This is a genomic window from Variovorax sp. Soil_C_17 (assembly GCF_057657265.1).
Genome location: NZ_JBDGIT010000002.1, coordinates 923,482 through 947,598, shown reverse-complemented (window position 1 = coordinate 947,598; position 24,117 = coordinate 923,482). Strand labels below are relative to the sequence as shown.

Here is a 24,117-nt window from a genome sequence, read left to right as displayed (position 1 = left end):
GAGCTTTTTTCATGGCGATATCCACCCAGACCCGAATCGAACGCGACACCTTCGGCCCCATCGAGGTGCCGGCCGGCAAGCTGTGGGGCGCGCAGACGCAGCGCTCGCTGCAGAACTTCGACATCTCCGGCGAGCAGCAGCCGCGCGAGATCATCAAGGCGCTGGCGCAGGTCAAGCGTGCTTCGGCAGTGGTGAACCATGCGCTGGGCCTGCAGGACGAGAAAAAGACGCAGGCCATCGTCGCGGCGGCCGACGAGGTGATCGCAGGCCGGCACGGCGACGAGTTCCCTCTGGTCGTCTGGCAGACCGGCTCGGGCACGCAGACCAACATGAACGTGAACGAGGTGCTGGCGAACCGCGCCAGCGAGTTGCTGGGCGGCGAGCGCGGCGAAGGGCGTCTCGTGCATCCCAACGACGACGTGAACCGCAGCCAATCCTCGAACGACGTGTTCCCGACCGCGATGCATGTCGCGGCCGTCGAGGCGCTCACGCACCGGCTGCTGCCGGCCATCGCGCAGCTGCGCGAGACGCTCGACAAGAAGGCGCAGGAGTTCGCCGACATCGTCAAGATCGGCCGCACCCACCTGCAGGACGCAACCCCGCTCACGCTGGGCCAGGAGTTCTCGGGCTACGTGGCCCAGCTGGCCCATGGCGAGGCGCACGTGCGCGCCGCGCTGCCGCATCTGTGCGAACTGGCGCTCGGCGGCACCGCGGTCGGCACCGGGCTCAATGCGCCCAAGGGCTATGCCGAGCAGGTGGCGGCGGAGCTCGCGAAGCTCACCGGCCTGCCCTTCATCACCGCGCCCAACAAGTTCGAGGCGATGGCCTCGGTCGATGGGCTGGTGCATGCGCACGGCTCGCTCAAGACACTGGCCGCCAGCATGACCAAGATTGCCAACGACGTGCGCTGGCTGGCCAGCGGGCCGCGCAGCGGCATCGGCGAGCTGAGCATCCCGGAGAACGAGCCGGGCTCGTCGATCATGCCGGGCAAGGTCAATCCGACGCAGAGCGAGGCGGTCACCATGCTGGCCGCGCAGGTGTTCGGCAACGACGTGGCGATCAACATCGGCGGGGCCTCGGGCAACTTCGAGCTCAACGTGTTCCGCCCCATGGTGGCCCACAACTTCCTGCAGAGCGTGCGCCTCCTGGCCGACGGCATGCGCAGTTTCAACGACCACTGCGCGGTCGGCATCGAGCCCAACCGCGAGCGCATCACGGAGCTGGTGCAGCGTTCGCTGATGCTGGTGACGGCGCTGAACACCCACATCGGTTACGACAAGGCGGCCTTCATCGCGAAGAAGGCGCACAAGGAAGGCAGCAGCCTGCGCGAGGCGGCGATCGCCTCCGGCCATCTCACGGCCGAGCAGTTCGACCAGTGGGTGGTGCCGGAGAAGATGACCGGCCGCTGAGGCCTTCTCAGTGACCGGCGGAGGGCGGCGGCGCCATCAGCCGGTCGGTGAACGCGATCGCCATCGCCGACAGCAGGAAAGCGATGTGGATCGCCGTCTGCGCGATCAGCACCCGATCGGTGTAGTTGTCGGCGTTGATGAAGGTCTTGAGCAGGTGGATGGAGCTGATGCCGATGATGGCGGTCGCCAGCTTGACCTTCAGCACCGAGGCATTCACGTGGCTCAGCCACTCGGGCTGGTCGCGGTGGCCTTCGAGGTTCATGCGGCTCACGAAGGTCTCGTAGCCGCCGACGATCACCATGATCAGCAGGTTGGAGATCATCACCACGTCGATCAGCGCCAGCACCACCAGCATGATCACCGTCTCGTTGAGCGTGGTGACCGGCGCGGTGGTCTTGTAGCCGATGCTGGTGATCAGCGACTTCAGCGCCTCTTCGCTGCCGAAGGCCGCTTCCACCAGATGGAGCAGCTCGACCAGGAAGTGCACCACGTACACGCCCTGCGCGACGATCAGGCCCAGGTAGAGCGGCAACTGCAGCCAGCGGCTGGCGAAAATCAGGTTGGGCAGGGGGCGCAGCGGCGAGGACTTGCCGGCATGTTTCTGGAGGATGGGGTCGAGATTGGACATCGGTGGGCAGGCCGGTGGGATGGGGGCGGGGAACGCGCGATTCTAGAGTGCCCACGCGGCGCCGATCGGAGTGCCCCCAGGCCGCCGATGTGTCACGATGCAGTCGCTAACATGGGGCGTCAGTCATTCGTAAGTGCGGGCGCTGACATTAGCGGCCGTCAGTTTCCAGCTATCTACCGGAGGCAAAAAATGAGCAGCACGATCGAGTCCGTCCTGATCGAGAACCGCGTGTTCCCGCCCGATGCCCGCGCCGCAAAGGGCGCACGCATCGACAGCATGGCCGCCTACGAGGCCCTGTGCAAGGAGGCCGCCGACGACTTCGAGGGCTTCTGGGCCCGGCAGGCCAAGGCCAACGTGGTGTGGACCAAGCCCTTCACGCGCACCCTCGACGAATCCAAGGCGCCGTTCTACAAGTGGTTCGAGGACGGCGAGCTCAACGCCTCGGCCAACTGCCTCGACAAGCACATGGGCACGCCGGTCGAGAACAAGACGGCCATCATCTTCGAGGCCGACGACGGCACGGTCACAAAGGTCACGTACAAGGAGTTGCTGGGGCGCGTCTCGCAGTTCGCCAACGCGCTCAAGGCGCAGGGCATCCGCAAGGGCGACCGCGTCATCGTCTACATGCCGATGACCATCGAAGGCGTGATCGCAATGCAGGCTTGCGCCCGCATCGGCGCGACGCACAGCGTGGTGTTCGGCGGCTTCTCGGCCAAGGCGCTGCAGGAGCGCATCATCGACGCCGGCGCGGTGGCGGTGGTCACGTCCAACTTCCAGCTGCGCGGCGGCAAGGAGCTTCCGCTCAAGGCGATCGTCGACGACGCACTCGCGCTGGGCGGCTGCGACACGCTCAAGACCGTGCTCGTCTACCAGCGCACCGCGACCGCCTGCAACATGGTCGCGGGCCGCGACAAGACCTTCGACGAGGTGCTCAAGGGGCAGGGCAGCGAATGCCCGCCGGAGCCGGTGGGCGCCGAGCACCCGCTCTTCGTCCTCTACACCTCGGGCTCGACCGGCAAGCCCAAGGGCGTGCAGCATGCCACCGGCGGCTACCTGCTGTGGGCCAAGCTCACCATGGACTGGACCTTCGACATCCGGCCCGAAGACGTGTTCTGGTGCACCGCCGACATCGGCTGGATCACCGGCCACACCTACGTCGCCTACGGTCCGCTCGCGGCCGGCGCCACGCAGGTGGTGTTCGAAGGCATTCCCACCTTCCCGCACGCGGGCCGCTTCTGGCAGATGATCGAGAAGCACAAGGTCACGGTCTTCTACACGGCACCGACCGCGATCCGCTCGCTGATCAAGGCCGCCGACAGCGACGAGAAGGTGCACCCCAAGAACTGGGACCTGTCCACGCTGCGCATCCTCGGCACGGTGGGCGAGCCGATCAATCCCGAAGCCTGGATGTGGTACCACCGGAACGTCGGCCACGAGAAGTGTCCGATCGTCGACACCTTCTGGCAGACCGAGACCGGCGGCCACGTGATCACGCCGCTGCCCGGCGCCACGCCCCTGGTGCCCGGCTCCTGCACCCTGCCGCTGCCCGGCATCATGGCTGCGATCGTCGACGAGACCGGCAAGGACATCCCGAACGGCGCGGGCGGCATGCTGGTGATCAAACGGCCCTGGCCCTCGATGATCCGCACCATCTGGAACGACCCCGAGCGCTTCAAGAAGAGCTACTTCCCCGAGGAGATGGGCGGCACCATCTACCTGGCCGGCGATGGTGCGGTGCGCAGCGCCGACCGCGGCTACTTCCGCATCACGGGGCGCATCGACGACGTGCTCAACGTCTCGGGCCACCGGCTCGGCACGATGGAGATCGAGTCGGCGCTGGTCGCCAAGACCGACCTGGTGGCGGAAGCCGCAGTGGTCGGCCGCCCCGACGACGTGACGGGCGAGGCGGTCTGCGCCTTCGTCGTGCTCAAGCGCGGCCGTCCGAGCGGGGACGAAGCCAAGCAGCTGGCCGCCGAGCTGCGCAACTGGGTGGCCAAGGAGATCGGGCCGATCGCCAAGCCCAAGGACATCCGCTTCGGCGAGAACCTGCCCAAGACCCGCAGCGGCAAGATCATGCGGCGGCTGCTGCGCAGCATCGCCAAGGGCGAGGCCATCACGCAGGACACCTCGACCCTCGAGAACCCGGCCATCCTGGAGCAGCTGGGCCAGGCGTACTAGGCCCGGTCCGCCGGCGCGGCACCCGCGCCTCCGTCCGACAGGGGCGGCGGCCGGGATGCGTTACAAACAACCCATCGAATGTCGAGGAGAGACTTCCATGGGATTGAGAACAGGCGTGCTGCTGGTGGTCGTGCTGCTGATCGCAGCGCTCGCGGCCCTGAACTGGAGCGTGCTCGCCGCGCCCACCGCGATGTCGCTCGGCTTCATGCAGGTGACGGCGCCGCTCGGCCTGATCATGCTGGCGCTCACGGCGCTGCTGGGCATCTTCTTCGTGGCCTATGTGGTCTATCTGCAGACGACGGTGCTGCTCGAGACGCGCCGCCACACGAAGGAGATGCAGGCCCAGCGTGACCTGGCCGACCGTGCCGAGGCCTCGCGCTTCACCGAGCTGCGCAACTTCCTGGAAGCGCAGGAGAACGCCCACATGGCACGCAACGCCGAGCGGCATGCCGCATTGCTGGCGCGCGTCGAACAGCTGGAGACCATGATCAAGGTGCGATCCGACCAGACCGACAACACGCTGGCAGCGCACATCGGCCAGCTCGAAGACCGCTTCGACCGCAGGTCGCCGGCCACGACGGTGGCGGCGCCCGTCGCGGGCATGCCGCCGCCCGTTTGAGCGCCGCTACTTCGCCGACAGGACCCAGGCCGCCAGCTTCTTGGCGTCGGCCTCGCTGACCTGGTTGTTGGCGGGCATCGGCACCGCGCCCCAGACGCCGGAGCCGCCCTTGATGATCTTGGTGGCCAGCATGTCGGCCGCGCCCTTGTTGTCCTTGTACTTGGCCGCGACCTCCTTGAAGGAGGGCCCGAGGATCTTGCGGTCGACTGCGTGGCAGCTCATGCAGTTCTTGGAGGTGGCCAGTGCCAGGTCGGCCAGGGCCGGGGCCGAGGCGGCCAGGCCCAGCGCGGCGACGAGAAGCGCTCTTTTCATGGGGTTGCGTGACGTGGGTGCGTTAAAGTCGATCCAACGCGATTGTAGGTAGCGCGGTGCACGGTCCATCTTCATGCCGGCCGGACGATCGGAGGAGTTTCTACATGTGGTTTCTATTGCTCGGCCTGCTCGCAGTGGCCCTCAAGTACTTCGAAGTCGGCTTCGTGGCGCAATGGAGTTGGTGGGTGGTGCTCATTCCCTTCGGGCTCGCCATGGCCTGGTGGGCCTGGGCCGATGCCTCGGGCTACACCAAGCGCAAGGTGGTCGAGCGCGAAAATGAACGCCGGCAAGCGCGCATCGACCGGCAGCGCAGCCAGATGGGCCTGTTGAGCAGCCGCTCCAACCGCCGCCGCCGCGGCCGCTGAGGCGGCCGTTGCCTAGGCGCCCAGGCTATCGCGGGCGATCAGTGGCGCAATGCATCGCCGGCCCAGTTGGTGGAGCAGCCAGAAGGCTGCGGCGATGGCGCCGGCCAGGAGCAGCCCGGCCAGGATGTCGAACGGAAAATGCACGCCGACGTAGATGCGGGCCCAGCCCGTCAGGACGGCGACCGCCAGAATTGCAAGCCCGACCTTCCTGAGTGCCGGCCGCATGCAGAACACCAGGCCGACCGTGAACATCACCGTGGCATGCGCGCTCGGCAGCGAGCCGCGGATGCCATGCTCGATATATGCCGGGCTCAGACCGAGCACGAAGGGCCGCGGCATCGCGAAGACTTCGGCCAACTCATGGGCCAGCAAGGAGGCCGCGGCGGCCGTGACCAGCGCTGCCAACGCATAGAGCCGCTGGGCGGGCCAGCGCCATGCGGCCCATGCCATCATGGCCACGCACACCCAGGAAGCGCCCTCCGCCACGTTGCCGGCAAACCAGAGAAGCAGCGGGTCTGGATCGTGGCCGGCGCCGAGTACCTGGAAGAGTGCGATGTTCAGCGCCTGCATGCCGGGCATGATAGAGCCGAGGTGCGGCGATTTGATGAATGCACCCTGAACGCTCCGTTCAGGATCGTCTCGGAAGGTACCGCCGGCTCAATCCACGCCCAGCAACTGGTGCAATCGGGTGCTGGTGGTGGTGTACTGCAGCGGCACCGCCTTGCCGGGGAACACGATCTCGGTGGCGCCCCAGGCTGCCAGCGTCGCCTCGTGGAAGCCGCAGACGATCAGCTTCTTCTTGCCCGGGTAGGTGTTGATGTCGCCGACCGCGAACACGCCGGGCTCGTGCGTCTGGAAGCGTTCGGTGTCGACCGGGATCTGCTTGCGCACCAGGTCCAGCCCCCAGTCGGCGATGGGGCCGAGCCGGGGCGAGATGCCGAGGCAGGCGATGAGCGCATCGAGCGGCAGGCTCAGGGTCTGCGCTTCGGGCGTGGCGATCTGCAGCGCCTTGCCATCGAAGGCAGCGGGCTGGCCCACGGCGAGGCGCATGCTGCCTTCGGCCACCGCCGTCCGCATGCGCGCCACCAGCGCTTCGTCGGCCTGGAAGCCATCGCGCCGGTGCACCAGCGTGACCTGGCGGGCCCGCCCGACCAGCGCGAGCGCGGTGGCCAGCGCAGCGTCGTCCCCGCCATTGACCACCACGGCCTGGCCGTCGAAGCGTTCCAGCGATTCCGGATGATAGAAAAGCACGGTGCCTTCGTAGCGCTGGATGCCCTCCAGCGCGATGCGCTTGGGAACGAAGGCGCCGACGCCCGCGGCGATGAACACGGTTTTCGCAAGAAAGCCCGTCTCCTTGGAGGTGCGAAGCAGCAGGCGCCGGTCGGGCTGACGTTCCAGCGTCGCGACCTGCTGCTCGAAATGGAAGCTGGGCTTCAGCGGCGCGAGCTGCTCCAGCAGCGCAGCTGCCAGGCCATGCCCGCTGGTCGCCGGAATGCCTGGGATGTCGTAGATCGGCTTGTCGCCGTAGAGCTGCACGCACTGGCCGCCCGCCGCGGGCAGCGCGTCGACGATGTGGCAGGGGATCTCGAGCAGACCCAGTTGGAAAGCCTGGAACAGCCCGACGGGGCCGGCGCCGATGACCAGCGCGTCGGTCTCGATGGGCGCGGGGAGCGTGCTCAGCGCACCAGCTCCCCGATCTTGTCGGTCTTGTCTTTCCACTCGTCGGCATCCGGCAGCGGCGGCTTGCGCTTGGTGATGCTCTTCCAGCCGTCGGCCAGGGCCAGCTCGGCGTTGAGCTTGATGAAGGCGAGCTGATTGCTGGGGAGGTCCTCCTCGGCATAGATCGCGTTGACCGGGCATTCGGGAATGCAGACCGCGCAGTCGATGCACTCGTCCGGATCGATCACCAGCATGTTGGGACCTTCCCTGAAGCAGTCCACGGGACAGACATCGACGCAATCGGTGTACTTGCAGCGGATACAGGCTTCGGAGACGACGTGGGTCATGGCGGGGCGTTGGATCGTTCGGGAAAACCAGGAATTTTAGGCCTTTGCCGGCGCGGGTTGCACCAGCACGGCCGCCGAGGTGCGGTGGGATGCGGTGTCGACCAGCACCAGCGAGCCCAGCGCGCGCGATTGCGCGAATGGCAGCACGGCGAGCGGCTGCTGCAGCGACAGCACCACGTCGCCGATCGAGTTGGGCTCCAGCCGGTCCGCGGGCTCGGAATCGAGCGTCGTGATATTGACGCGGTCGATGATGCGCGCCACCTTGGCCTTGACCCAGCGGTGGCCCTGCAGCGCCCAGTAAACGCGGCCCGCGGCCAGCGGCTCGTCGTCCAGCCAGGCGATGGTGGCGGTGATCTCGCGCACGGGCTCGAAGGCCTCGGGCGCCAGCAGCCAGTCGCCGCGCGAGACGTCGAGCTCCCGGTCGAGCACGATGCCGGCACTGTGGCCCGCATGCACGGTCTTGGGCTGGCGCGTGTGGCTCAGCACCTGCGCCACGGTCGCGACCTGGTTGCCCGGCAGCACGGCGACGCGCTGGCCCGGCTCCACGTGGCCGCTGGCGACCCGGCCCCAGAACACGCGGCGGCCCTTGGAAGTGTCGGCCGAGCCGGAGAACTTCTCGACCCACTGGACCGGAAAAGCGAAGGGCACGGCCTCGTCCTGCTGGGTGACGGGCAGCTCCTCCAGCAGCTCGATCAGGCTCGGACCTTCGTAGCCGCACCAGTCGGCATGGCGGGAAGCCACGTTCCAGCCCTTCAGCGCCGAGATCGGCACCGTGGCCGCGACATTCACGCCCGCGGCCTCTGCGAAGCTCGCGAGTGCTTCCGAGATGCGCTCGAAGGCAAGCTCTGCATCGGCAATGGCATCGAGCTTGTTGACAGCGAAGACGATGGACTGCACGCGCAGCAGGTGGCACAAGAGCGTATGACGGCGCGTCTGCGGCAGCAGCTCGCGCTTGACCACCTCGCCGTCGCCCACCTCGGCGGCCCAGGCCAGCTTGGTCGCGTCGACCAGCACCACCGCAGCGTCGGCGCTGGAGGCGGCGGTGACCATGTTGCGCGTGTACTGCTCATGGCCCGGCGCGTCGCCGATGATGAACTTGCGCCGGGCCGTGGAGAAGTAGCGGTAGGCGACGTCGATGGTGATGCCTTGTTCGCGTTCGGCCGAGAGCCCGTCGGTCAAGAGCGCCAGGTCGGTCTCGCCGCCTCGCTGCACGCCGGCGAGCTGGTCCTGCAGCACCGTCTTGCTGTCGACCAGCAGGCGGCCGATCAGCGTGCTCTTGCCGTCGTCGACGCTGCCGCAGGTGATGAAGCGCAGGGCCGTGCCCGTGTCGCCGTGGATGGCCGCGGCCGCGGGGGAAGGGGTGGTCGTCGCAGTCATCAGAAGTAGCCGTCTTTCTTGCGCTTTTCCATCGAAGCCTCGGAAGTCTTGTCGTCCATGCGCGTGGCACCGCGCTCGCTGACCTCGGCGGCCAGCGTTTCGATCACCACGCCGGCGGCGTCGGCCGCCAGGCTCTCGACCGGGCAGGTGCAGGTGATGTCGCCCACGGTGCGGAAGCGCACGTCGCGCAGCTCGATCTGCTCGCCGTCGCGCGGCGGCGTGAGCGCGGTCACCGGCACCAGCAGGCCGCGGCGCTCGATCACCTCGCGCTTGTGGGTGTAGTAGATCGAGGGCAGGGCGATCTTCTCGCGCTCGATGTACTGCCACACGTCGAGCTCGGTCCAGTTCGAGATCGGGAACACGCGGAAGTGCTCGCCGGGCGCCAGGCGGGTGTTGAACAGGGTCCACAGCTCCGGCCGCTGGTCCTTGGGCTGCCATTGCCCGAAGGCATCGCGGTGGGAAAAGATGCGCTCCTTCGCGCGGGCCTTCTCCTCGTCGCGCCGCGCGCCGCCGATCAGCGCGTCGAAGCGGAATTCCTCGATCGCTTCGAGCAAGGTCACCGACTGGTGCACGTTGCGCGACTCGCCCGGATGCGCCAGCCGCACGGTGCCGCGCGCCATCGAATCCTCGACGCTGCGCACGATCAGCTCGGCGCCCAGTTCCTGTGCGCGGTGGTCGCGGAAGGCCGTCACTTCGGGGAAGTTGTGGCCGGTGTCGATCATCAGCAGCGGGTAGGGCAGGCGGCCGGCGCCGAAGGCCTTCTCGGCGCACTTCAGGAGCACCAGCGAGTCCTTGCCGCCCGAGAACAGCAGGGTCGGCCGCTCGAAGGAGGCAGCGACCTCGCGCAGGATGAAGATGGCTTCTTCCTCCAGCGCATCGAGCTGCGTGTTCGACAGGCGGGTCGGAGCGTGCGCGGTGTGCAGCAGCAGGTCGTGTTCGGTTCTGGCGTTCATCGGGTGCGGAGCTCAGTGCGGGAAATCTGTGAAACGTCGGGGCTCAATGCGCGAGATGCAATCCGCACTCGCGGTTCTCTTCGCCCTTGGTCGGGTCCACGTAGTCGAAGTTGTTGGGCAGGCCATGCGCTTCGCAGTACGCATACAGATCCTTGGACGACCAGTGCAGCAGCGGGGCGACCTTGATCAACCCGTCCGGATTGACGCTGACCGCGTCCATCTGCGCGCGCACGGCGGTGTCGGTGGCCCGAAGCGCGGTGAACCAGACCTTCGGTGCCGTTTCGCGCAGCGCACGGGCAAAGGGCTCCAGCTTCACTTCTTCCGTGAAAGCGGCATGGCGCGGATCGTCGAGCGCCGGCGTCGGGCCGTCCACCGCCTCGCGATGCGCCCGCGAGCGGCGCGGCAGATAGATGTGCAGGTCGAGGCCCAGCAGCCGCGTCACCTCGTCGGCAAACCGGTAGGTGGCCTCGGTGTTGTAGCCGTTGTCCATCCAGACCACGGGAACATCGGCTTTTGCGCGCGTCACCATGTGCAGGATCACGGCCTCGAACGGGCGGAAATTCGTGGTGACGATCGCGGGCTGGCCCAGGCCGATGGCCCAGTCCACCAGGCCCTCCGCGTTGCGGCCGAGTTCGGAGTTGATGCGTGCAAGATCGATGCTCATGTCGAAGGCTCCGATGCGGGCTCGGATGCCGCCGAAGCGAAGTGCGGCGCGGGCTGCACCGCATCGCCCTGGTAGTAGGTTGCGAAGCGGTCGAACTGGCGCTGGGCCGCCGAGGCGTCCACGCCTTCCCTCAGCACGGCGCTGGAGAAGCCGGTGCGCTGCATCTGCACCAGCTGGTCGATCAGCACGTCGCCGGTGGCGCGGATGTCGCCCTTGAAGCCCAGGCGTCGGCGCAGCAGGAAGGCCTGGCTGTAGGCGCGGCCGTCGGTGAATTTCGGGAAATCCAGGTCGATGCGGTCCACGTCGTCGAGGCAGGTCTCGATCGCCAGCGGGTCGGCGTCGTTGGCAAGCTGCAGCACGTTCGGACTGCCGTCGTCCACGTGCTCCTCGGCGGAAAGGATGCGAAGCGTCTTGTTCATAGGGTCCCCACGCTCGGCACTGTCGTGTCCTCGCTGCCTCCTAAGGTGGCGCGGGCTGGCTTGAAGCGGTTCAGCGCTGCGCTCATGCTGCCTCCTCCACCTTGAAGCGCGCACCGTTGGCCGCGGCCTTGAAGGGCTCGAGACCGACGCGGCGCAGCGCGTCGATGAAGCTTTCGCCGGCCTCGCGGGTGTCGCGGTAGGTGTTGAGCACCGCCTCGATCACCTCCGGCACTTCGGCCGCCGAGAAGGACGGGCCGACCACCTTGCCCGGCTGCGCCGCGCCCGACAGCGCCGAGCCGTCGGACCCGCCCAGCGTGACCTGGTACCACTCCTTGCCGTCCTTGTCGACGCCCAGGATGCCGATGTGCCCGCTGTGGTGGTGCCCGCAGGAGTTGATGCAGCCGCTGATGTGCAGGTCGATCTCGCCCAGGTCGTCGAGCTCGTCCAGGTCCTGGTAGCGCTCGGTGATGGCCTCGGCGATCGGGATCGAGCGCGCATTGGCCAACGCGCAGAAGTCGCCGCCGGGGCAGGCGATCATGTCGGTCAGCAGATGCACGTTGGCGCTGGCGAAGCCGGCCTCGCGGGCGGCGAGCCACAGCGCGTGCAGGTCCTCGGCATGCACCCACGGCAGGAGCAGGTTCTGGTCGTGCGTGACGCGGGCCTCGCCGGCCGAGAAGCGGTCGGCCAGCCGGGCCGCGGTGTCGAGCTGGTCGGCCGAGGCGTCGCCGGGGGCCTGCCCGATGCGCTTGAAGGACAGCGTGACCGCGCGCAGCGCCGGGTTCTTGTGCGGCGCCACGTTGCGCTGCAGCCAGCGCGCGAACATCACGTCGTCGGCCGCCTGAGCACGCAATTCGGCATCGGTCTGCTCGGCGCTCTGGAACACGCGAGTCGCGAGCTGGGGCGGCACGAAGGAGGCCGCCACGCGGTCGAACTCGGCCTGCGGAATGGTGTGCGGCGCGCCGTCGTGCTCGAGGATCTGCTTGTACTCGGCCTCGACATCGTCGATGTAGCGCTGGCCCTCGGCCTTCACCAGGATCTTGATGCGCGCCTTGTACATGTTGTCGCGGCGGCCGTAGCGGTTGTAGACCCGCACCACCGCCTCGAGGTAGTTCATGATCTGGTTCCAGGGCAGGAACTCGCGCAACACGGTGCCGACGATGGGCGTGCGGCCCATGCCGCCGCCGACCTGCACGCGGAAGCCCAGCTCGCCGGCCTCGTTCTTCAGCAGCTTCAGGCCGACGTCGTGCCAGCCGGTGGCGGCGCGGTCCTCGGCGGCGCCGGTGATGGCGATCTTGAACTTGCGCGGCAGGAAGGCGAACTCCGGATGCAGCGTGCTCCACTGCCGCATGATTTCGGCGAAGGGGCGCGGATCGGCGACCTCGTCCACGGCGATGCCGGCGCGTTCGTCGCTGGTGATGTTGCGGATGCAGTTGCCGCTGGTCTGGATGCCGTGCATGTCGACCGAGGCCAGCAGGTCCATCACGTCGGCCGACTTCGACAGCGGGATCCAGTTGTATTGCACGTTCTGGCGCGTGGTGAAGTGGCCGTAGTGCGTGGGCAGCTTGTGCGTGCCGAGCAGGCCCTGGGTCTTCTGCGCGGTCTTGTAGACCTCGGCCTCGGGCTCGTCGTACTCGCGCGCGATGCGCGCCAGCACCCGCAGCTGTGCGCTCGAGAGCTCCCCGTAGGGCACCGCCACGCGCAGCATCGGCGCGTAGCGCTGCACGTACCAGCCGTTCTGCAGGCGCAGCGGCCGGAATTCGTCCTCGGCAAGCTTGCCGGCCTGCCAGCGTTCGAGCTGGTCTCGGAATTGCGCCGCGCGCTGGTGCACGAACTGGCGGTCGAAGTCTGTGTATTGGTACATCGTGTTTTTCTGCTGCTGGAAGGCGTGCGTCCACGGCCCCGTCAACGCGAGCCGGGACTTTAGAAGCGCGCCTTATGGAAACAAACTATTTTTTGGTTCGCGCTTTATGCGGATAAGCATATTCACCAGCATTCATGCGGGTTGCGGGGCGGTGGAAGGCTTGTTTCGGATAAGGGCAGGTTGCGGCCGACGCCCGGTCTGGGCAGTGGACATCGGAACCGAAGTTCACCACCCGTTACTCAGCCGCTGTGACCACAAAAGCTTCGACCTCATGAACCTTATACCGCTGCATCCACATCCCGACCCCGAGATCTCGTCCGTTGTGGGCCAACTGACCGCCCGCCTGGCAGCTCTCGGGGCAGCGCCTGGAGCGCTGATCGCGTCGCTTGTCGGCTCTTCGCCCGGACCGGCTGCAGACGACGAGTTCCCGTCACACGATGCCGAGGCGCTTTACCAAATGGCTGCGCATCTCTGCAACGAAGGCGACTTCGCGCGTGCGCTGCCCATCGCGCTGTACTTGACCATGGGGCGCGAGCGCAAGCCGCACCACGTGTTCATGGCAGCCAGCTGTCTTCAACGCCTGGAACAGCCCGACCTTGCGGTAGGGCTCTTTGGAATGAGCGGCCTGATGGCGGGAGAGCAGATCACGCCGGCACCCTTGCTGCGCTCTGGCGAATGCCTTGCCGCGATGGGCCGCACTCAAGAAGCGATCCAGGCCTTCGAGAGCGCCATCGAACTGGCGCGTGACGATGCAGCCTACATGCACTTGCAGGCGATCGCCGAAAAGAAGGCGCAGCAGCTGCGCAGCGGGCGGTGACGACTTTCTGTCGCCAAATTTCTTTTGTTTGAACATCGCGGACCACCTACCGCACACGTCCCCAGCATGACTCCCTCTTCCTCTTCCTTCTCCCCTTCCATTTCCGGTGCCAATGCCGGTTCCAGTTCCAGCAGCGAGAACTCCAGCGAAAACAGCAAGCCGGTGAACGAGTCCAGTGACGCCGCAGCGCCCTTCGGCGAGTGGGAGGCTGGCGTCAGCATCCTCAACCAAATAACCGTCCAGCATTCGGAGCGTTCCGACCCGTCGGAACTTCATGAAAGTTCCGAGAACGAGGAGGTCGCGGCGCCTACGGGCGACCAGGTGATTGAGCGTGTCGACCTCCCGGTGCCCGACAGCAGGGTCGCAACGTGTCATCCCAACACCTGGCTGAACAGTGGTACCGGCAGGCGTACGATCGTTGCGGTGGGCGTTCTCTGTAGCTGCGTCCTGACGGTCGCTGGCCTCGGGTGGGGTTTGCATGTCAGGGCTGCGTCGAACCAGCCCGGTCAACCGGACTTGCCCGGAATGGACGAGGTGGTCGAACTCGTTCGGGGCTGGCTCAACGCATGCGACCTCTGCGATCCCGATGCATGTGAATATGTGGTGAAACAGGTCGTCGGGTATCTTGAGGTCATCTCCGACATCGGGAAATATGGCACGCGCGGCATCTACGATGCTTGCTATACCGGGGATGCCCCACGCGACGATCTGTCGTCCTACGCCATAGCCCTTGCCCATTACCTGCAGCAGCAGCAGCAGCAACAGGCACACTCGAGTGCAGTGCCCCTCGCCGCGCAGCGTCTTTCAGCTTTGCTCATCTCTTCCGTCGTGGCTGCGCTGCAGGCGCGGTGGTTCAAGTGAGGGTGTTGCACTGTCCCAGGCCCGGCGGTTCAGTCCGCTGGCCTGCACACTAGATCGAAGTCCCGCCCAACGCCTGCTGAATATCCTCCAGTCCGCGCCCGCGCGTCTCGATCCCGCTGCGCACCAGCATCAGTGCCGCCACCGCCATCGGGACCGCGATCAGCAGTGCCGAGGTGGCGAAATGGCCGAACACGCCCATCACGCCGAAGCCCGCGCCCAGGATGCCGCCGAACTTGGAGCCGGCAGCCACCACGCCCGATCCGGTGCCGCGCAGGTGGACCGGGTAGATCTCCGCGGCGTAAGGAATCAGCATCGCGATCACCCCGCTCGAACTCACCAGCAGCAGCGCGGTGGTCAGCACCATCGCCAGGCTGGATTGCACCCGCGCCAGCCCCAGGGCGAAAAAGAGCAGCAGCGTCGCAGCCGTGAGCGCGATGAACAGCACCAGCGCCTTGATGCTGCTCCAGCGGTGGTAGAGCCAGATGACGATGGCGATGCCCGGCAGGGCCAGCAGGGCCGATCGCGCCAGCAGCGCGCTGGCGGCGGTGGCGTCCATGCCCATGCTGCCCAGGTTGGTCGGCAGCCACAGCAGGAAGCCGAAGTTCACCAGGCCCCACGCCACGCCGCAGACCATCAGGCCCCAGGTGATGCGCGCGTGGCTGCCGCGCAGCAGTTGCCGGATGCCGCCGGCAGGCGGCTCCTCCTCGGCCACGACGCCGGCGGCGCCGGGCTGCCGGGTGCTCGCGGCCCGGGTGCCGGCGAAGCGCGCGAGCACCGCGCGTGCCTCGTCGTCGAGCCCCGCGTTGGCGAGGAAACGCGGCGACTCGGGGATGTAGCGGCCCAGGAAGACGATCAGCAGTCCGGTCGGCAGGCCCAGCAGCCACAGCGCGCGCCAGCTGAATTCCGGCACCAGCAGCGCCGCAGATCCGGCCGCCAGCAGGTAGCCGGCCGAGGTGCCGACGCCGCCCAACGCCACCAGCAGCCAGCCGCGGTGCGCGGCCGGGACGGTCTCGGCCATCAGCGTGAAGGTGATGGGCAGCAGCCCGCCGGCCGAGGCGCCCATCAGAAAGCACATCGCGAGGTTCCAGCCGAATGAGGGCATCGCGCCGCAGATCGCGGTGCCGATGAACATCAGTGCCGACAGCAGGATCGCCGCGCGGCGCCCGAACACGTCGGCCATCCGGCCCCAGAGCACCGAGCCGACGGTGGTGCCCGTGAGCGCCACCAGCGCCAACACGCCGGCGGTCTGCTTGCCGATCTCGTATTCCTTCGTCATCCCCGGCATCACGAAGCCCAGCGTGGCGGGCTTGAGGACGTCGACCGCGAGGGCGATCACCAGCACGACCACCAGCTTCCAGTGCTCGCCGTTGAGCGGCACGCCGTCGGCCACGTGGAACTGCAGGTGCCGGTCCGCATGCAGGCTCTTCTTCATCTGCGCGATGCGCGGCATCAGGCCGTACATGGCCAGCAGCACGCCCAGCGGGATCATGGCCATGCCGGCGAGCATGGTGGCGTCCATCTCCATGCCCACCATCTGGTAGCCGGTGTGGCGGCCCATCATGAACATGGGCACATGGGCCAGCACGCCGCCGATGATGGCGATGCAGCCGAGCCAGAAGGCGACGGGGTGATGAAAGGAAAAGTTCTGGGGCTTCATGCGCGGTTCGAGGTTGGCGCTGCATGTTAGCGAAGGCGGCCGCCGCGGCTCAGCGGCACAGGCCCCACCCGCCGACCTCGAAGTGGAAGTGATCCGCATGCACGGCGTTGTAGTCGGGGCCGAGCACGCCGTCGAAGAAACGGCAAGCGCCGGCGTGCGCGTCTCGCAGGAAAAGCGCCTCGGCGTCGCTGCCCTCCCAGTCGCGCCGTACGCTGATGCGCCGCCGGTCCTCGCGCACGAAGCCCGCGACGTCGAGCGCATCCGCGGTCGCGTGGCGGCTGCGGCGGCCGCTCGTTCCAGCCTGGCCTTCGCCCGTGTTGATATTGCGGCAGGCATAGCTGCCCAGGTGCTCCAGCGTCACGATCGGCAGGCCGAGGTGCAGCGCTGCCGCCGGCTGCAGCGCGTGGCGTTCCCACATCGCGAAGGACAGTGCAGCCCCGCAGCTCAGCACCGTCGGCGAAGAAAGCGCCAGGCTCCGGCCGGTGCGCAGGCGCACCGCATTCTGGAAACCGCAGCCGGGACCGGTGCTGCGGTCGGCGACTGTGTCGTAGGCCAGGCCGGTGCCGGCCAGCGCGGCCAGGCAGCGTGCCGGGTCGCGGCGCGCGTGGCGAAGCTTGAAGCCGGTCAGCAGGTTCGGCTCGGCCGCCACGTCGAGCGGTGCCCACGGGTTGAAGGCTTCGGGAATCCGGATCGAGCCGCTGTGCAGGGCCCAGCCCAGCGAGAGCAGTGCCGCCAGCACGGCGATCCATGCCAGGCGAACGACGATGCGGCGAGCGCGGGAAGAGGAGGGGGCAGGCACGTCGCCCCGAGTCTAGAGGTCCTTAAAGGACGAAGTGCGCCACCGTCACGTAGTGGCTCGCCGTGCCCGCCAGCACGAACAGGTGCCAGGTGCCGTGCGCATGCCGCCAGCCCAGCGGGTTGCGGTAGAACACCGTGCCCGCCGAGTACCAGAGGGCGCCGACCAGCAGCCAGGCCAGCCCGGCACCGTCGAGCCGCTCGACCAGCGGCACTGCCGCCAGCACGCCCAGCCAGCCCATGCCCAGGTAGAGCGCGAGCGAAGGCGCCGGCGCCTCGCCCGGCCGCAACTCGCGCACGATGCCGAGCAGAGCCGCGCCCCAGGCTGCGGCCAGCAGTGCCCAGCCCCATGCCCCCTGCAGTGTGACCAGCGCGAAGGGCGTGTAGCTGCCGGCGATCAGCAGGTAGATCGCGCAGTGGTCCACCCGCTGCCAGAACAGCTTGGTGCGGCCGCGCGTGCTGTGGAACAGGGTGGAGGCCCCGTACAGCGCGACCATCGACAGCCCGAACACCAGGGCGCTCGCGGTCTTGGCCGGGTCGTTGCCGGGCATCGTCTTCGTCAGCAGCAGGACGGAGCCGGCCGTGGCCAGCATCAGGCCGAGCAGGTGGCTGTAGCCGTTGAAGCGTTCGCCTTGGTACATGCAGGTCACCTCAAAGGAATCGGGTTCGAGTGGGCCGCGGCTTTGCTGCGCCGTCATGACATCTGACAACGAACGTCGCGCCCGCACATCACCCGTTGGGCTTAGACATCCCGCATTCAGGGGACCTCCGAAAGCACTGGCCTTGCGGCTTGCCCGCGGGTCCCAAGGGCGGCAAGCGTATGCCGTGGTGGCCGCCGAGCTCGAAGCCCCCCGGCGCAGGCGCGCGCCTCAGCGCAACAGCAGCGCCGACAGCCCCTGGCTCGCCAGCAGCCCGCCCAGCAGCAGCATCACGGAGCCCACGAAGGCATCGAGCCAGCGCCAGGCAGCCGGCTGCGCGAACAGCGGCGCCAGCAGGCGGGCGCCGGCCCCCAGCGTCACGAACCAGCCCGCGCTGGCCAGCGCGCTGCCGGCGATGAAGGCGGCCTTGCCGGCGCCGGGCTGCTGCGCGCCGACGGCGCCGACCAGCAGCACGGTATCGACGTACACATGGGGGTTGAGCAGCGTGAAGGCGGCCGTCTGCGCCAGGACGCGCGGGAGCGGAGTGGCACCGCCGCCGGAACGCGCCGCGTGCAGCGCGCCGGGGTTCAGTGCGCGCCGCCAGGCCAGGGCCGCGTAGGCGAGGAGGAACAGGGCACCGCCGAGCGTCAGCAGGGGCGCCAGCGGCGGCAGGCTGTCGAGCACCCGGCCCATGCCGAGCACACCGACCGCGACCAGCAGCGCATCGGCCACCGCGCAGAACAGGACCACCGGCAGCACATGCTCGCGCCGCAGGCCTTGCCGCAGCACGAAGGCGTTCTGCGCGCCGATGGCGACGATCAGGCCCAGGCTCAGGGCGAATCCGGTGGTGAAGGAGGGGAGGAAAAAGCGGTCCATCCGCCGATCATTGGCGCTGCTGCAGAATCAGTCCAGTTAACTTATCTGCAACTGCATTAGGAATACTTCATTGCTCGACTACCTCTCTCTCTCGGCCGTTGCGCAGGTGGTGCGCGAGGGCAGCTTCGAGCGCGCCGCCCGCGCCCTGCACGTCACGCCCTCGGCTGTGTCGCAGCGTGTCAAGCAGTTGGAGGACCGGCTGGGCCTCGCGCTCATCGTGCGCGGCACGCCCTGTGTCGCGACCGAGGCGGGCACCTGGTTGTGCCGCCATGTGGAGCAGGTCGGCATGCTCGAGCGCGAGCTGCACAGCGCCCTGCCGGCCCTCGGCGCGCTCGACGCGGGCGAGCAGCGCGTGACGCTGCGCATTGCCGTCAACGCCGACAGCCTGGGCACCTGGCTCATGCCCGCCATCGCGGCCTTCGGCGCGCGCGAGCCGGCGTTGGTGGACCTGAGCATCGACGACGAGACGCACACGGCCGAATGGCTGCGCACCGGCGCCGTGCTCGCCGCCGTGACCGCCAGCCCCAAGCCCGGCCAGGGCTGCCGCAGCGTGCCGCTGGGGCGCATGCGCTATCGCGCGACTGCGAGCCCCGCTTTCAAGAAGAAGTACTTCGCGCGTGGCGTGACGGCGAAGGCCCTGGCCCAGGCGCCGAGCCTGGCCTTCAGCCGCAAGGACAAGCTGCAGGCCCAGTGGCTGCAGGCGGTGTGCGGCCAGGCTGTCGAGGTGCCGCGGCACTGGCTGCCCTCGACCCAGGCCTTCGTGGCGGCCAGCGTCGCCGGCGTGGGCTGGGGCATGAACCCCGCGACACTGGTGGAGCCGCACCTGCGCGACGGCAGCCTGGTCGAGCTGGTTCGCGGCGCCGACCTGCAGGTGCCGCTCTACTGGCACCACGTGCGCTTGAACATCCCGATGCTGGAGCGCTTCACGCAGGACGTGACGGCGGCTGCGCGCGAGGGGCTGGAGCCCTGGGACGAGGTCAAGGCCACCAGTGGCGGACGGTGACCGCGATCACCCGCGCTGCCTGGGTGCGCAGATCGCGCACGGGTGCGGGCAGCGGCGGCGCGCGCCGCCCCGGGAGTGGGGGAATCTGATGAGGAATCAGGAAAAGATGTGGTCGCTGCGCCGAGGCGCAGGCGGGGGGATGGAGGGTGTGCATGCCGGGTCGCCTTTGGATTTTTCTCGGGAAGGCAGGGCATCTTATCTGTATAAAAATACAGTGTCATGACACCCTCCTGCCAAACCGATCCGGCTCGGAAGAAGCGCGTCGCCCGTCCTCAGCCGGCGCTGCGCCGCACCTGCACCGTCGCCTCCAGGCCCTCGTAGGCCTCGGGCTTGCCGAACCAGCTCCCGCTGATGGGCGCCGCCAGCGAAGGATCGCGCGCCACGCCCACGCGGATGAGCGAGCCGCTGCCCATCAACAGGTTGTTGGTGGGATCGAAGGCCACCCAGCCGGCGCCGGGCAGATAGGCGTGCAGCCAGGCGTGCGTGGCGCCCGCGCCGATGATCGTCTCGCCGGGCGCGGCCGCGTCGCCGTCGAGCGCCGAATCGTAGAGATAGCCCGAGACGAAGCGCGTCGCCACGCCGAGCCGGCGCGCCGCCTCCATCATCAGCAGCGCGTAGTCGCGGCAACTGCCGCTGCCCAGCGCCAGCGTCTCCAGCGGCGTCTGCGTGCCTTCCTCGTCGCGCGAGGTGTACTTGAGGCTCTGGCCGATGTGGGCGTTCATGCGGGTCAGGACCTCGAGCGTCCCGTTGGGCTTGTCGACGTGCAGGAACTGGTGGGCCCAGCGGATCAGCGTGCCTTCGGGGTCCTCGTGGTGCGGGCGCAGGTAGTGTTCCAGGTCCAGCCGCTCCTGCACCGAATAGGCGAAGGGCAGGTATTCGGCGGCCGGCTCCAGCGTGAGCAGGTCCGGCGGCGCCGGCACGTGCTCGATGGTGAACGAGCACACGATGCGCAGCTCGGTCGCCTCGCCCATCGGCTGCACCAGAGCGATCGAGTTGGAGTAGGGGTCCTGGATCATGCGCACGTGCGACTCGGGGCTGATCTGCAGGTCGGTGGCGAGCACGCGCAGGTCGTGGCTGTCGCGTGGCCTGAACATCACGCGGTGCAGCCCGAAGCGCACCGGCTGCTTGTAGCGGTAGACGGTGGTGTGGGTGATGTCGTAGCGGATGGTCATGGCGGATTGTCTTGCTTCGATGTCACGGGCTCCATCCCTTCGGTCGCCGCAGGCGCGCCGTGGGGCCGGGCGGCCGCTCCGCGCTGCGCGTCGAGCGCCCGGGCCTGCGCAGCCGGCAGCGGCAGGGGCTCGCCATGCCAGCGCGCCGCCAGCAATTCGGCGCACAGCGTGGCAAAGCTGAGCCCGCGCGAGCCCATCGCCGTGCACAGCCAGATGCCGCCCGGCGCCTCCGCATCCCGCGGCCCGACCAGCGGCCGCCGGTCGCTGGAGGCACAGCGCACGCCGGCCCACGCCTCGAGCTCGCCGCGCTCGAACAGCGGCGCGAGCTGCCGCGCCGCCTCCGGATGCTGGCGCGCGAGCCGCTCGCGGTTGGACTCGGTGTCGCCGCTGCGAAGACTCGCGTCGCCGTCGTCGCGGTCGAAGGTGGCGCCGGTGAGCCAAAGCGGGCCGGCGGGATCGGGCACGTGGGCGATGAGGTGGCCGTCGCCGTTGATGGGCATCGGGGGCAGGCGCAAATCGGCAGCCATGCGTCCCCAGGCGAGCTGGCCACGCACCGGCTGCAGCGGCATGGCCGGTGCCAGCGCCGCGCTTTCGTGGCCGGCCGCGATCACCACGCGATCCGCCTCGGCCAGCAGTTCGCCCTCGGCACCGCGCAGCAGCCAAGGGCCGGCGCCTTCGATCCGTGCCACGCGGCACCCCGTCCGTACGCGGATGCCGGGCCGATCCAGCCAGGCCTCCACCAGCCGCGCGGGCCGCACCCAGCCGCCCCGCGCATGCCAGATCCCGATTGCATCGGCGGGCAGGCCGGCCTCGCGCAGCCGTTCCGACGAGGCGTGCCAGGACTCGTTCGGCCCCTCGGCGCTCCAGTCCTGCGGCAGACGGGCGGTGCCGGAGCTGCGGCGCTCGAGCACGCCGCCGGCGTGCCAGTCCGTGCCTTCGGCCAGCAGCGCGAGCGCCTGTTGCCAGGTGGCCCGCACCCCTGCGCGCGTGAGGCGCGAGAGCAGGGCATCGTCGGGCGAGACATGCGGCGCCAGCACGCCTGCCGGCAGGCCCGAAGCGCCCGCCGCGGGATGGGCGCCGGCCTCCAGCACCAGCACCTGCCAGCCGCGCCGCGCCAGGCTCGCCGCGACCGCAGCGCCGGCCAGCCCCGCGCCGACCACGACGCACCGGCCCGGTGCCGAGACGATTGCCGGGTCCGGGGCGCGTTGCCGAAGCGGCCACGACGGCTCGAACACGCCATGCAGGCAGTCGCGCTTGGGCGGCAAGCCCGCTGCCTTGTGCAGCTGGAAGCCGCAGGGCGCCAGCGCATCGCGCACCTGCCGCGCCACGGTCCAGGTCGCCAGCCGCGTGCCGCGCCGTGCGAAGCGGGCGACGGCCTTGAGCGTCTGGGCCGACCACATCTGCGGATTGCGTTCCGGGCTGAAGCCGTCCAGAAAAATGCTGTCGGCCTCGAAGCGATGCAAGGCACGCAGCATGGCCTGCACATCGCCAAGGCACAGCGTGAGCATGACCCGGCCGCCTTCGAACACCAGGCGGTGAAAGCCGGGGAGCAGCCCCCACCACTGCGCGGCCAGCTCGACAGCCAGCGGTGCGAGCTCGGGCTGCGCCGCCGCGGCCTGCAGCAGGTCTTCGCGCGCGACCGGATAAGCCTCGATCGAGACGAAATGCAGCAGCCGCGGCCGCTGCGGGTCAGCCCGCCAGGCCTGCCAGCTTGTCAGAAAAGAAAGACCGAGCCCGAAGCCGGTTTCGAGAATGCGCCATTGCGGCTGTCCGGCCCAGGCATCGGGCAGGCCGCAGCCGCCCAGAAACACATGCCGGGCCTGTGCCACGGCACCGCTTTCGGAATGATAGATGTCGCCGAAGCGCGCGCTGTGCGGCACGCCGTCGGCGCCCCAGGCAACCGGCTCGGCCATCGCGCGAGCCAAGGGATCAGTTGGGCGGCGGGGGAACGTAGCCCTGCGCGACGTCGGCGCCTTCGCCGAAGAAATGCTTTTCCATCTGGCGCGCCAGGTACTGGCGGGCACGCGCATCGGCCAGGTTCAGCCGGTTCTCGTTGACCAGCATGGTCTGCTGCTTGAGCCAGGCGGCCCAGGCCTCCTTGCTGACGCTTTCCCAGATGCGCTTGCCGAGTTCACCCGGGTAGGGCGGGAAATCGAGCCCCTCGGCCTCTTTGCCGAGCTTGATGCACTGGACCATGCGTGCCATTTGGATGCCTCTTGAGAAACGGGGGGTGGGGTTGCTTAGTTGATTTGGCTATTTAGAACTGAAAACTCGGTCGTTCCAGATTCCTTATGCCGAATTCAGAATTCGCAGCTTCACTGTTATGCCTTCCTGAAGCACAAGACCATGAGCTACCGCCGCGACTTTATCAAGCTTTCCCTCGCCGCCGCCGCTGCGGCCGGCATCGCCCTCACGGCGTTGCCGTCGTTCGCGCAGGGCGTGACGCTGCTCAATGTCTCCTACGACCCCACGCGCGAGCTCTACGTGGACTACAACAAGGCCTTCGCCGCCTACTGGAAGAGCAAGACCGGCCAGGCCGTGACGATCAAGCAGTCGCATGGCGGCTCCGGCAAGCAGGCCCGCTCGATCATCGACGGCATCGACGCCGACGTCGCCACGCTCGCGCTGGCCGGCGATACCGACGCGCTGGTCAAGCATGGCGGCCTGGTCAAGGCCGATTGGCAGAAGCGCCTGCCGCACAACTCGGCCCCCTACACCTCGACCATCGTGTTCCTCGTGAAGAAAGGCAATTCCAAGGGCCTGAAGGACTGGGACGACCTCGCCAAGCCCGGCGTGCAGGTGATCACGCCCAACCCGAAGACCTCGGGCGGCGCGCGCTGGAACTACCTGGCGGCCTGGGAATTCGGCAAGCGCAAGTTCGGCGGCGATGCCAAGGCCAAGGAGTTCGTGTCCAGGCTCTACAGGAACGTCCCGGTGCTGGACACCGGCGCGCGCGGCTCCACCATCACCTTCGTCCAGCGCGGCGTGGGCGACGTGCTGCTGGCCTGGGAGAACGAGGCCTTCCTGGCACTGAAGGAATTCGGCCCCGAGAAGTTCGAGATCGTGGTGCCCTCGGTCAGCATCCTGGCCGAGCCCACGGTGACGGTGGTGGACAAGGTGGTCGACAAGAAGGGCACGCGCGCCGTGGCCGAGGAATACCTCAAGTACCTGTACTCCGACGAAGGCCAGGACATCGCGGGCCGCAACCACTACCGCCCGACGTCCGACAAGGCAAAGGCCAAGTACGAGAAGCAGTTCCCCAAGCTCACGCTCTTCACCGTCGACCAGGCCTTCGGCGGCTGGGCCAAGGCGGACAAGGAGCACTTCGCCGACGGCGGGTCCTTCGACCAGATCTACAGCGCAAAGTAAGAGCGCCCAGAACTTGACGGTTCTCCTGGTTGCAGGCTGCCCGTCGGCCGCAACCGGTTCAAGGCAAGGTCCGCGAGATCATCCGCGGCGACGGCGGGTCCCCAAGCCTCGTTCTTTCGATTGGATTAACTCCTGGAT

General features: G+C 68.2%; 25 protein-coding genes. 8 read left to right on the top strand and 17 right to left on the bottom strand.

The features are described from left to right. Positions 1-11 precede the first annotated feature (11 nt). Positions 12-1,409: a class II fumarate hydratase gene (gene fumC / locus AC3A6Y_RS12970; RefSeq protein WP_487868630.1), complete on the top strand. Its 1,398-nt coding sequence runs from the start codon at positions 12-14 to the stop codon at positions 1,407-1,409. 7 nt (positions 1,410-1,416) lie between these two features. Here the strand turns inward: fumC and AC3A6Y_RS12965 are convergent, their stop codons facing one another. Continuing rightward, a complete protein-coding gene (locus tag AC3A6Y_RS12965) occupies positions 1,417-2,037 on the bottom strand; it encodes a YqhA family protein (protein ID WP_309962199.1) in 621 nt (206 codons plus the stop codon). Positions 2,038-2,226: 189 nt separating this feature from the next. Here AC3A6Y_RS12965 and acs point away from each other — a divergent pair, with 189 nt between their 5' ends. Together acs and AC3A6Y_RS12955 are read left to right on the top strand one after the other, a co-directional pair. Then, positions 2,227-4,215: an acetate--CoA ligase gene (gene acs, locus AC3A6Y_RS12960; protein WP_487868629.1), complete on the top strand. Its 1,989-nt coding sequence runs from the start codon at positions 2,227-2,229 to the stop codon at positions 4,213-4,215. 97 nt (positions 4,216-4,312) lie between these two features. Next, positions 4,313-4,834 carry a LapA family protein gene (locus AC3A6Y_RS12955; RefSeq protein ID WP_487868628.1) on the top strand — a complete coding sequence of 174 codons (522 nt, stop codon included), beginning with the start codon at positions 4,313-4,315 and terminating at the stop codon, positions 4,832-4,834. 6 nt (positions 4,835-4,840) lie between these two features. Here the strand turns inward: AC3A6Y_RS12955 and AC3A6Y_RS12950 are convergent, their stop codons facing one another. Then, the gene (locus tag AC3A6Y_RS12950; RefSeq protein ID WP_487868627.1) at positions 4,841-5,146 is read right to left on the bottom strand and encodes a c-type cytochrome; all 306 of its coding nucleotides are present in this window, start codon (positions 5,144-5,146) and stop codon (positions 4,841-4,843) included. A gap of 104 nt (positions 5,147-5,250) precedes the next feature. Here AC3A6Y_RS12950 and AC3A6Y_RS12945 point away from each other — a divergent pair, with 104 nt between their 5' ends. Beyond that, the gene (locus tag AC3A6Y_RS12945; RefSeq protein WP_487868626.1) at positions 5,251-5,511 is read left to right on the top strand and encodes a TIGR04438 family Trp-rich protein; all 261 of its coding nucleotides are present in this window, start codon (positions 5,251-5,253) and stop codon (positions 5,509-5,511) included. A gap of 12 nt (positions 5,512-5,523) precedes the next feature. On the opposite strand, the gene AC3A6Y_RS12940 is transcribed toward AC3A6Y_RS12945, so the two are convergent. The 8 genes from AC3A6Y_RS12940 to AC3A6Y_RS12905 form a co-directional block, all read right to left on the bottom strand. After that, on the bottom strand, positions 5,524-6,081 hold the full coding sequence (locus AC3A6Y_RS12940) for a phosphatase PAP2 family protein (protein ID WP_487868625.1): 558 nt from the start codon (positions 6,079-6,081) through the stop codon (positions 5,524-5,526). An 87-nt stretch (positions 6,082-6,168) separates the two neighbouring features. After that, positions 6,169-7,230 carry an NAD(P)/FAD-dependent oxidoreductase gene (locus AC3A6Y_RS12935; protein ID WP_487868624.1) on the bottom strand — a complete coding sequence of 354 codons (1,062 nt, stop codon included), beginning with the start codon at positions 7,228-7,230 and terminating at the stop codon, positions 6,169-6,171. Further along, the gene (gene fdxA / locus AC3A6Y_RS12930) at positions 7,188-7,517 is read right to left on the bottom strand and encodes a ferredoxin FdxA (RefSeq protein ID WP_487868623.1); all 330 of its coding nucleotides are present in this window, start codon (positions 7,515-7,517) and stop codon (positions 7,188-7,190) included. The genes AC3A6Y_RS12935 and fdxA overlap by 43 nt, the downstream gene beginning before the upstream one ends. Positions 7,518-7,553: 36 nt before the next feature. Then, complete coding sequence (locus AC3A6Y_RS12925) at positions 7,554-8,894, bottom strand: sulfate adenylyltransferase subunit 1 (protein WP_487868622.1); 1,341 nt, start codon at positions 8,892-8,894, stop codon at positions 7,554-7,556. Then, positions 8,894-9,847 (bottom strand): sulfate adenylyltransferase subunit CysD, encoded by a 954-nt coding sequence (gene cysD, locus AC3A6Y_RS12920; RefSeq protein WP_487868621.1) that lies wholly within the window; start codon positions 9,845-9,847, stop codon positions 8,894-8,896. The genes AC3A6Y_RS12925 and cysD overlap by 1 nt, the downstream gene beginning before the upstream one ends. Before the next feature lie 43 nt (positions 9,848-9,890). Then, positions 9,891-10,511: a phosphoadenosine phosphosulfate reductase domain-containing protein gene (locus AC3A6Y_RS12915; protein ID WP_487868620.1), complete on the bottom strand. Its 621-nt coding sequence runs from the start codon at positions 10,509-10,511 to the stop codon at positions 9,891-9,893. Beyond that, on the bottom strand, positions 10,508-10,930 hold the full coding sequence (locus AC3A6Y_RS12910) for a DUF934 domain-containing protein (protein WP_487868619.1): 423 nt from the start codon (positions 10,928-10,930) through the stop codon (positions 10,508-10,510). Before AC3A6Y_RS12910 ends, AC3A6Y_RS12915 begins: the two co-directional genes overlap by 4 nt. Positions 10,931-11,012: 82 nt before the next feature. After that, a complete protein-coding gene (locus AC3A6Y_RS12905; RefSeq protein ID WP_487868618.1) occupies positions 11,013-12,791 on the bottom strand; it encodes a nitrite/sulfite reductase in 1,779 nt (592 codons plus the stop codon). A 205-nt stretch (positions 12,792-12,996) separates the two neighbouring features. On the opposite strand from AC3A6Y_RS12905, the gene AC3A6Y_RS12900 reads away from it, so the two are divergent. Together AC3A6Y_RS12900 and AC3A6Y_RS12895 are read left to right on the top strand one after the other, a co-directional pair. Further along, a complete protein-coding gene (locus AC3A6Y_RS12900; RefSeq protein WP_487868617.1) occupies positions 12,997-13,608 on the top strand; it encodes a tetratricopeptide repeat protein in 612 nt (203 codons plus the stop codon). Between the two features lie 66 nt (positions 13,609-13,674). Continuing rightward, the gene (locus AC3A6Y_RS12895; protein WP_487868616.1) at positions 13,675-14,469 is read left to right on the top strand and encodes a hypothetical protein; all 795 of its coding nucleotides are present in this window, start codon (positions 13,675-13,677) and stop codon (positions 14,467-14,469) included. Positions 14,470-14,518: 49 nt separating this feature from the next. Here AC3A6Y_RS12895 and AC3A6Y_RS12890 read toward each other — a convergent pair whose 3' ends face one another. From AC3A6Y_RS12890 to AC3A6Y_RS12875, 4 genes are all read right to left on the bottom strand, one after another. Further along, a complete protein-coding gene (locus AC3A6Y_RS12890; RefSeq protein ID WP_487868615.1) occupies positions 14,519-16,126 on the bottom strand; it encodes an MFS transporter in 1,608 nt (535 codons plus the stop codon). Positions 16,127-16,175: 49 nt separating this feature from the next. Continuing rightward, positions 16,176-16,925 (bottom strand): extensin-like domain-containing protein, encoded by a 750-nt coding sequence (locus AC3A6Y_RS12885; RefSeq protein WP_487868614.1) that lies wholly within the window; start codon positions 16,923-16,925, stop codon positions 16,176-16,178. A 22-nt stretch (positions 16,926-16,947) separates the two neighbouring features. Then, a complete protein-coding gene (gene trhA, locus AC3A6Y_RS12880) occupies positions 16,948-17,562 on the bottom strand; it encodes a PAQR family membrane homeostasis protein TrhA (RefSeq protein ID WP_487868613.1) in 615 nt (204 codons plus the stop codon). Between the two features lie 228 nt (positions 17,563-17,790). Next, positions 17,791-18,435 carry a LysE/ArgO family amino acid transporter gene (locus AC3A6Y_RS12875; RefSeq protein WP_487868612.1) on the bottom strand — a complete coding sequence of 215 codons (645 nt, stop codon included), beginning with the start codon at positions 18,433-18,435 and terminating at the stop codon, positions 17,791-17,793. A 70-nt stretch (positions 18,436-18,505) separates the two neighbouring features. Here AC3A6Y_RS12875 and AC3A6Y_RS12870 point away from each other — a divergent pair, with 70 nt between their 5' ends. Then, on the top strand, positions 18,506-19,438 hold the full coding sequence (locus tag AC3A6Y_RS12870) for a LysR family transcriptional regulator ArgP (protein ID WP_487868611.1): 933 nt from the start codon (positions 18,506-18,508) through the stop codon (positions 19,436-19,438). 272 nt (positions 19,439-19,710) lie between these two features. Here AC3A6Y_RS12870 and AC3A6Y_RS12865 read toward each other — a convergent pair whose 3' ends face one another. The 3 genes from AC3A6Y_RS12865 to AC3A6Y_RS12855 are packed head-to-tail and all read right to left on the bottom strand — an operon-like array spanning position 19,711 to position 22,815. Beyond that, positions 19,711-20,610, bottom strand: a complete 900-nt coding sequence (locus AC3A6Y_RS12865) for a transglutaminase family protein (RefSeq protein WP_487868610.1) — start codon at positions 20,608-20,610, stop codon at positions 19,711-19,713. Continuing rightward, positions 20,607-22,523 carry a bifunctional tRNA (5-methylaminomethyl-2-thiouridine)(34)-methyltransferase MnmC2/FAD-dependent 5-carboxymethylaminomethyl-2-thiouridine(34) oxidoreductase MnmC1 gene (mnmC, locus tag AC3A6Y_RS12860; protein ID WP_487868609.1) on the bottom strand — a complete coding sequence of 639 codons (1,917 nt, stop codon included), beginning with the start codon at positions 22,521-22,523 and terminating at the stop codon, positions 20,607-20,609. The genes AC3A6Y_RS12865 and mnmC overlap by 4 nt, the downstream gene beginning before the upstream one ends. A gap of 16 nt (positions 22,524-22,539) precedes the next feature. Further along, positions 22,540-22,815: an oxidative damage protection protein gene (locus AC3A6Y_RS12855; protein WP_106558389.1), complete on the bottom strand. Its 276-nt coding sequence runs from the start codon at positions 22,813-22,815 to the stop codon at positions 22,540-22,542. Positions 22,816-22,956: 141 nt separating this feature from the next. On the opposite strand from AC3A6Y_RS12855, the gene AC3A6Y_RS12850 reads away from it, so the two are divergent. After that, positions 22,957-23,979: a sulfate ABC transporter substrate-binding protein gene (locus tag AC3A6Y_RS12850; RefSeq protein WP_487868608.1), complete on the top strand. Its 1,023-nt coding sequence runs from the start codon at positions 22,957-22,959 to the stop codon at positions 23,977-23,979. Positions 23,980-24,117 lie beyond the last annotated feature (138 nt).

What these genes read in the sequence shown, in the direction of transcription:
- acs (WP_487868629.1), top strand. Translation starts at nt 2,227, where the DNA reads ATGAGCAGCACGATCGAGTCCGTCCTGATCGAGAACCGCGTGTTCCCG.
- AC3A6Y_RS12855 (WP_106558389.1), bottom strand. Translation starts at nt 22,815, where the DNA reads ATGGCACGCATGGTCCAGTGCATCAAGCTCGGCAAAGAGGCCGAGGGG.
- cysD (WP_487868621.1), bottom strand. Translation starts at nt 9,847, where the DNA reads ATGAACGCCAGAACCGAACACGACCTGCTGCTGCACACCGCGCACGCT.
- AC3A6Y_RS12955 (WP_487868628.1), top strand. Translation starts at nt 4,313, where the DNA reads ATGGGATTGAGAACAGGCGTGCTGCTGGTGGTCGTGCTGCTGATCGCA.
- trhA (WP_487868613.1), bottom strand. Translation starts at nt 17,562, where the DNA reads ATGTACCAAGGCGAACGCTTCAACGGCTACAGCCACCTGCTCGGCCTG.
- AC3A6Y_RS12925 (WP_487868622.1), bottom strand. Translation starts at nt 8,894, where the DNA reads ATGACTGCGACGACCACCCCTTCCCCCGCGGCCGCGGCCATCCACGGC.
- AC3A6Y_RS12905 (WP_487868618.1), bottom strand. Translation starts at nt 12,791, where the DNA reads ATGTACCAATACACAGACTTCGACCGCCAGTTCGTGCACCAGCGCGCG.
- AC3A6Y_RS12850 (WP_487868608.1), top strand. Translation starts at nt 22,957, where the DNA reads ATGAGCTACCGCCGCGACTTTATCAAGCTTTCCCTCGCCGCCGCCGCT.
- AC3A6Y_RS12895 (WP_487868616.1), top strand. Translation starts at nt 13,675, where the DNA reads ATGACTCCCTCTTCCTCTTCCTTCTCCCCTTCCATTTCCGGTGCCAAT.
- fumC (WP_487868630.1), top strand. Translation starts at nt 12, where the DNA reads ATGGCGATATCCACCCAGACCCGAATCGAACGCGACACCTTCGGCCCC.
- AC3A6Y_RS12875 (WP_487868612.1), bottom strand. Translation starts at nt 18,435, where the DNA reads ATGGACCGCTTTTTCCTCCCCTCCTTCACCACCGGATTCGCCCTGAGC.
- AC3A6Y_RS12940 (WP_487868625.1), bottom strand. Translation starts at nt 6,081, where the DNA reads ATGCAGGCGCTGAACATCGCACTCTTCCAGGTACTCGGCGCCGGCCAC.
- fdxA (WP_487868623.1), bottom strand. Translation starts at nt 7,517, where the DNA reads ATGACCCACGTCGTCTCCGAAGCCTGTATCCGCTGCAAGTACACCGAT.
- AC3A6Y_RS12890 (WP_487868615.1), bottom strand. Translation starts at nt 16,126, where the DNA reads ATGAAGCCCCAGAACTTTTCCTTTCATCACCCCGTCGCCTTCTGGCTC.
- AC3A6Y_RS12865 (WP_487868610.1), bottom strand. Translation starts at nt 20,610, where the DNA reads ATGACCATCCGCTACGACATCACCCACACCACCGTCTACCGCTACAAG.
- mnmC (WP_487868609.1), bottom strand. Translation starts at nt 22,523, where the DNA reads ATGGCCGAGCCGGTTGCCTGGGGCGCCGACGGCGTGCCGCACAGCGCG.
- AC3A6Y_RS12915 (WP_487868620.1), bottom strand. Translation starts at nt 10,511, where the DNA reads ATGAGCATCGATCTTGCACGCATCAACTCCGAACTCGGCCGCAACGCG.
- AC3A6Y_RS12945 (WP_487868626.1), top strand. Translation starts at nt 5,251, where the DNA reads ATGTGGTTTCTATTGCTCGGCCTGCTCGCAGTGGCCCTCAAGTACTTC.
- AC3A6Y_RS12950 (WP_487868627.1), bottom strand. Translation starts at nt 5,146, where the DNA reads ATGAAAAGAGCGCTTCTCGTCGCCGCGCTGGGCCTGGCCGCCTCGGCC.
- AC3A6Y_RS12910 (WP_487868619.1), bottom strand. Translation starts at nt 10,930, where the DNA reads ATGAACAAGACGCTTCGCATCCTTTCCGCCGAGGAGCACGTGGACGAC.
- AC3A6Y_RS12965 (WP_309962199.1), bottom strand. Translation starts at nt 2,037, where the DNA reads ATGTCCAATCTCGACCCCATCCTCCAGAAACATGCCGGCAAGTCCTCG.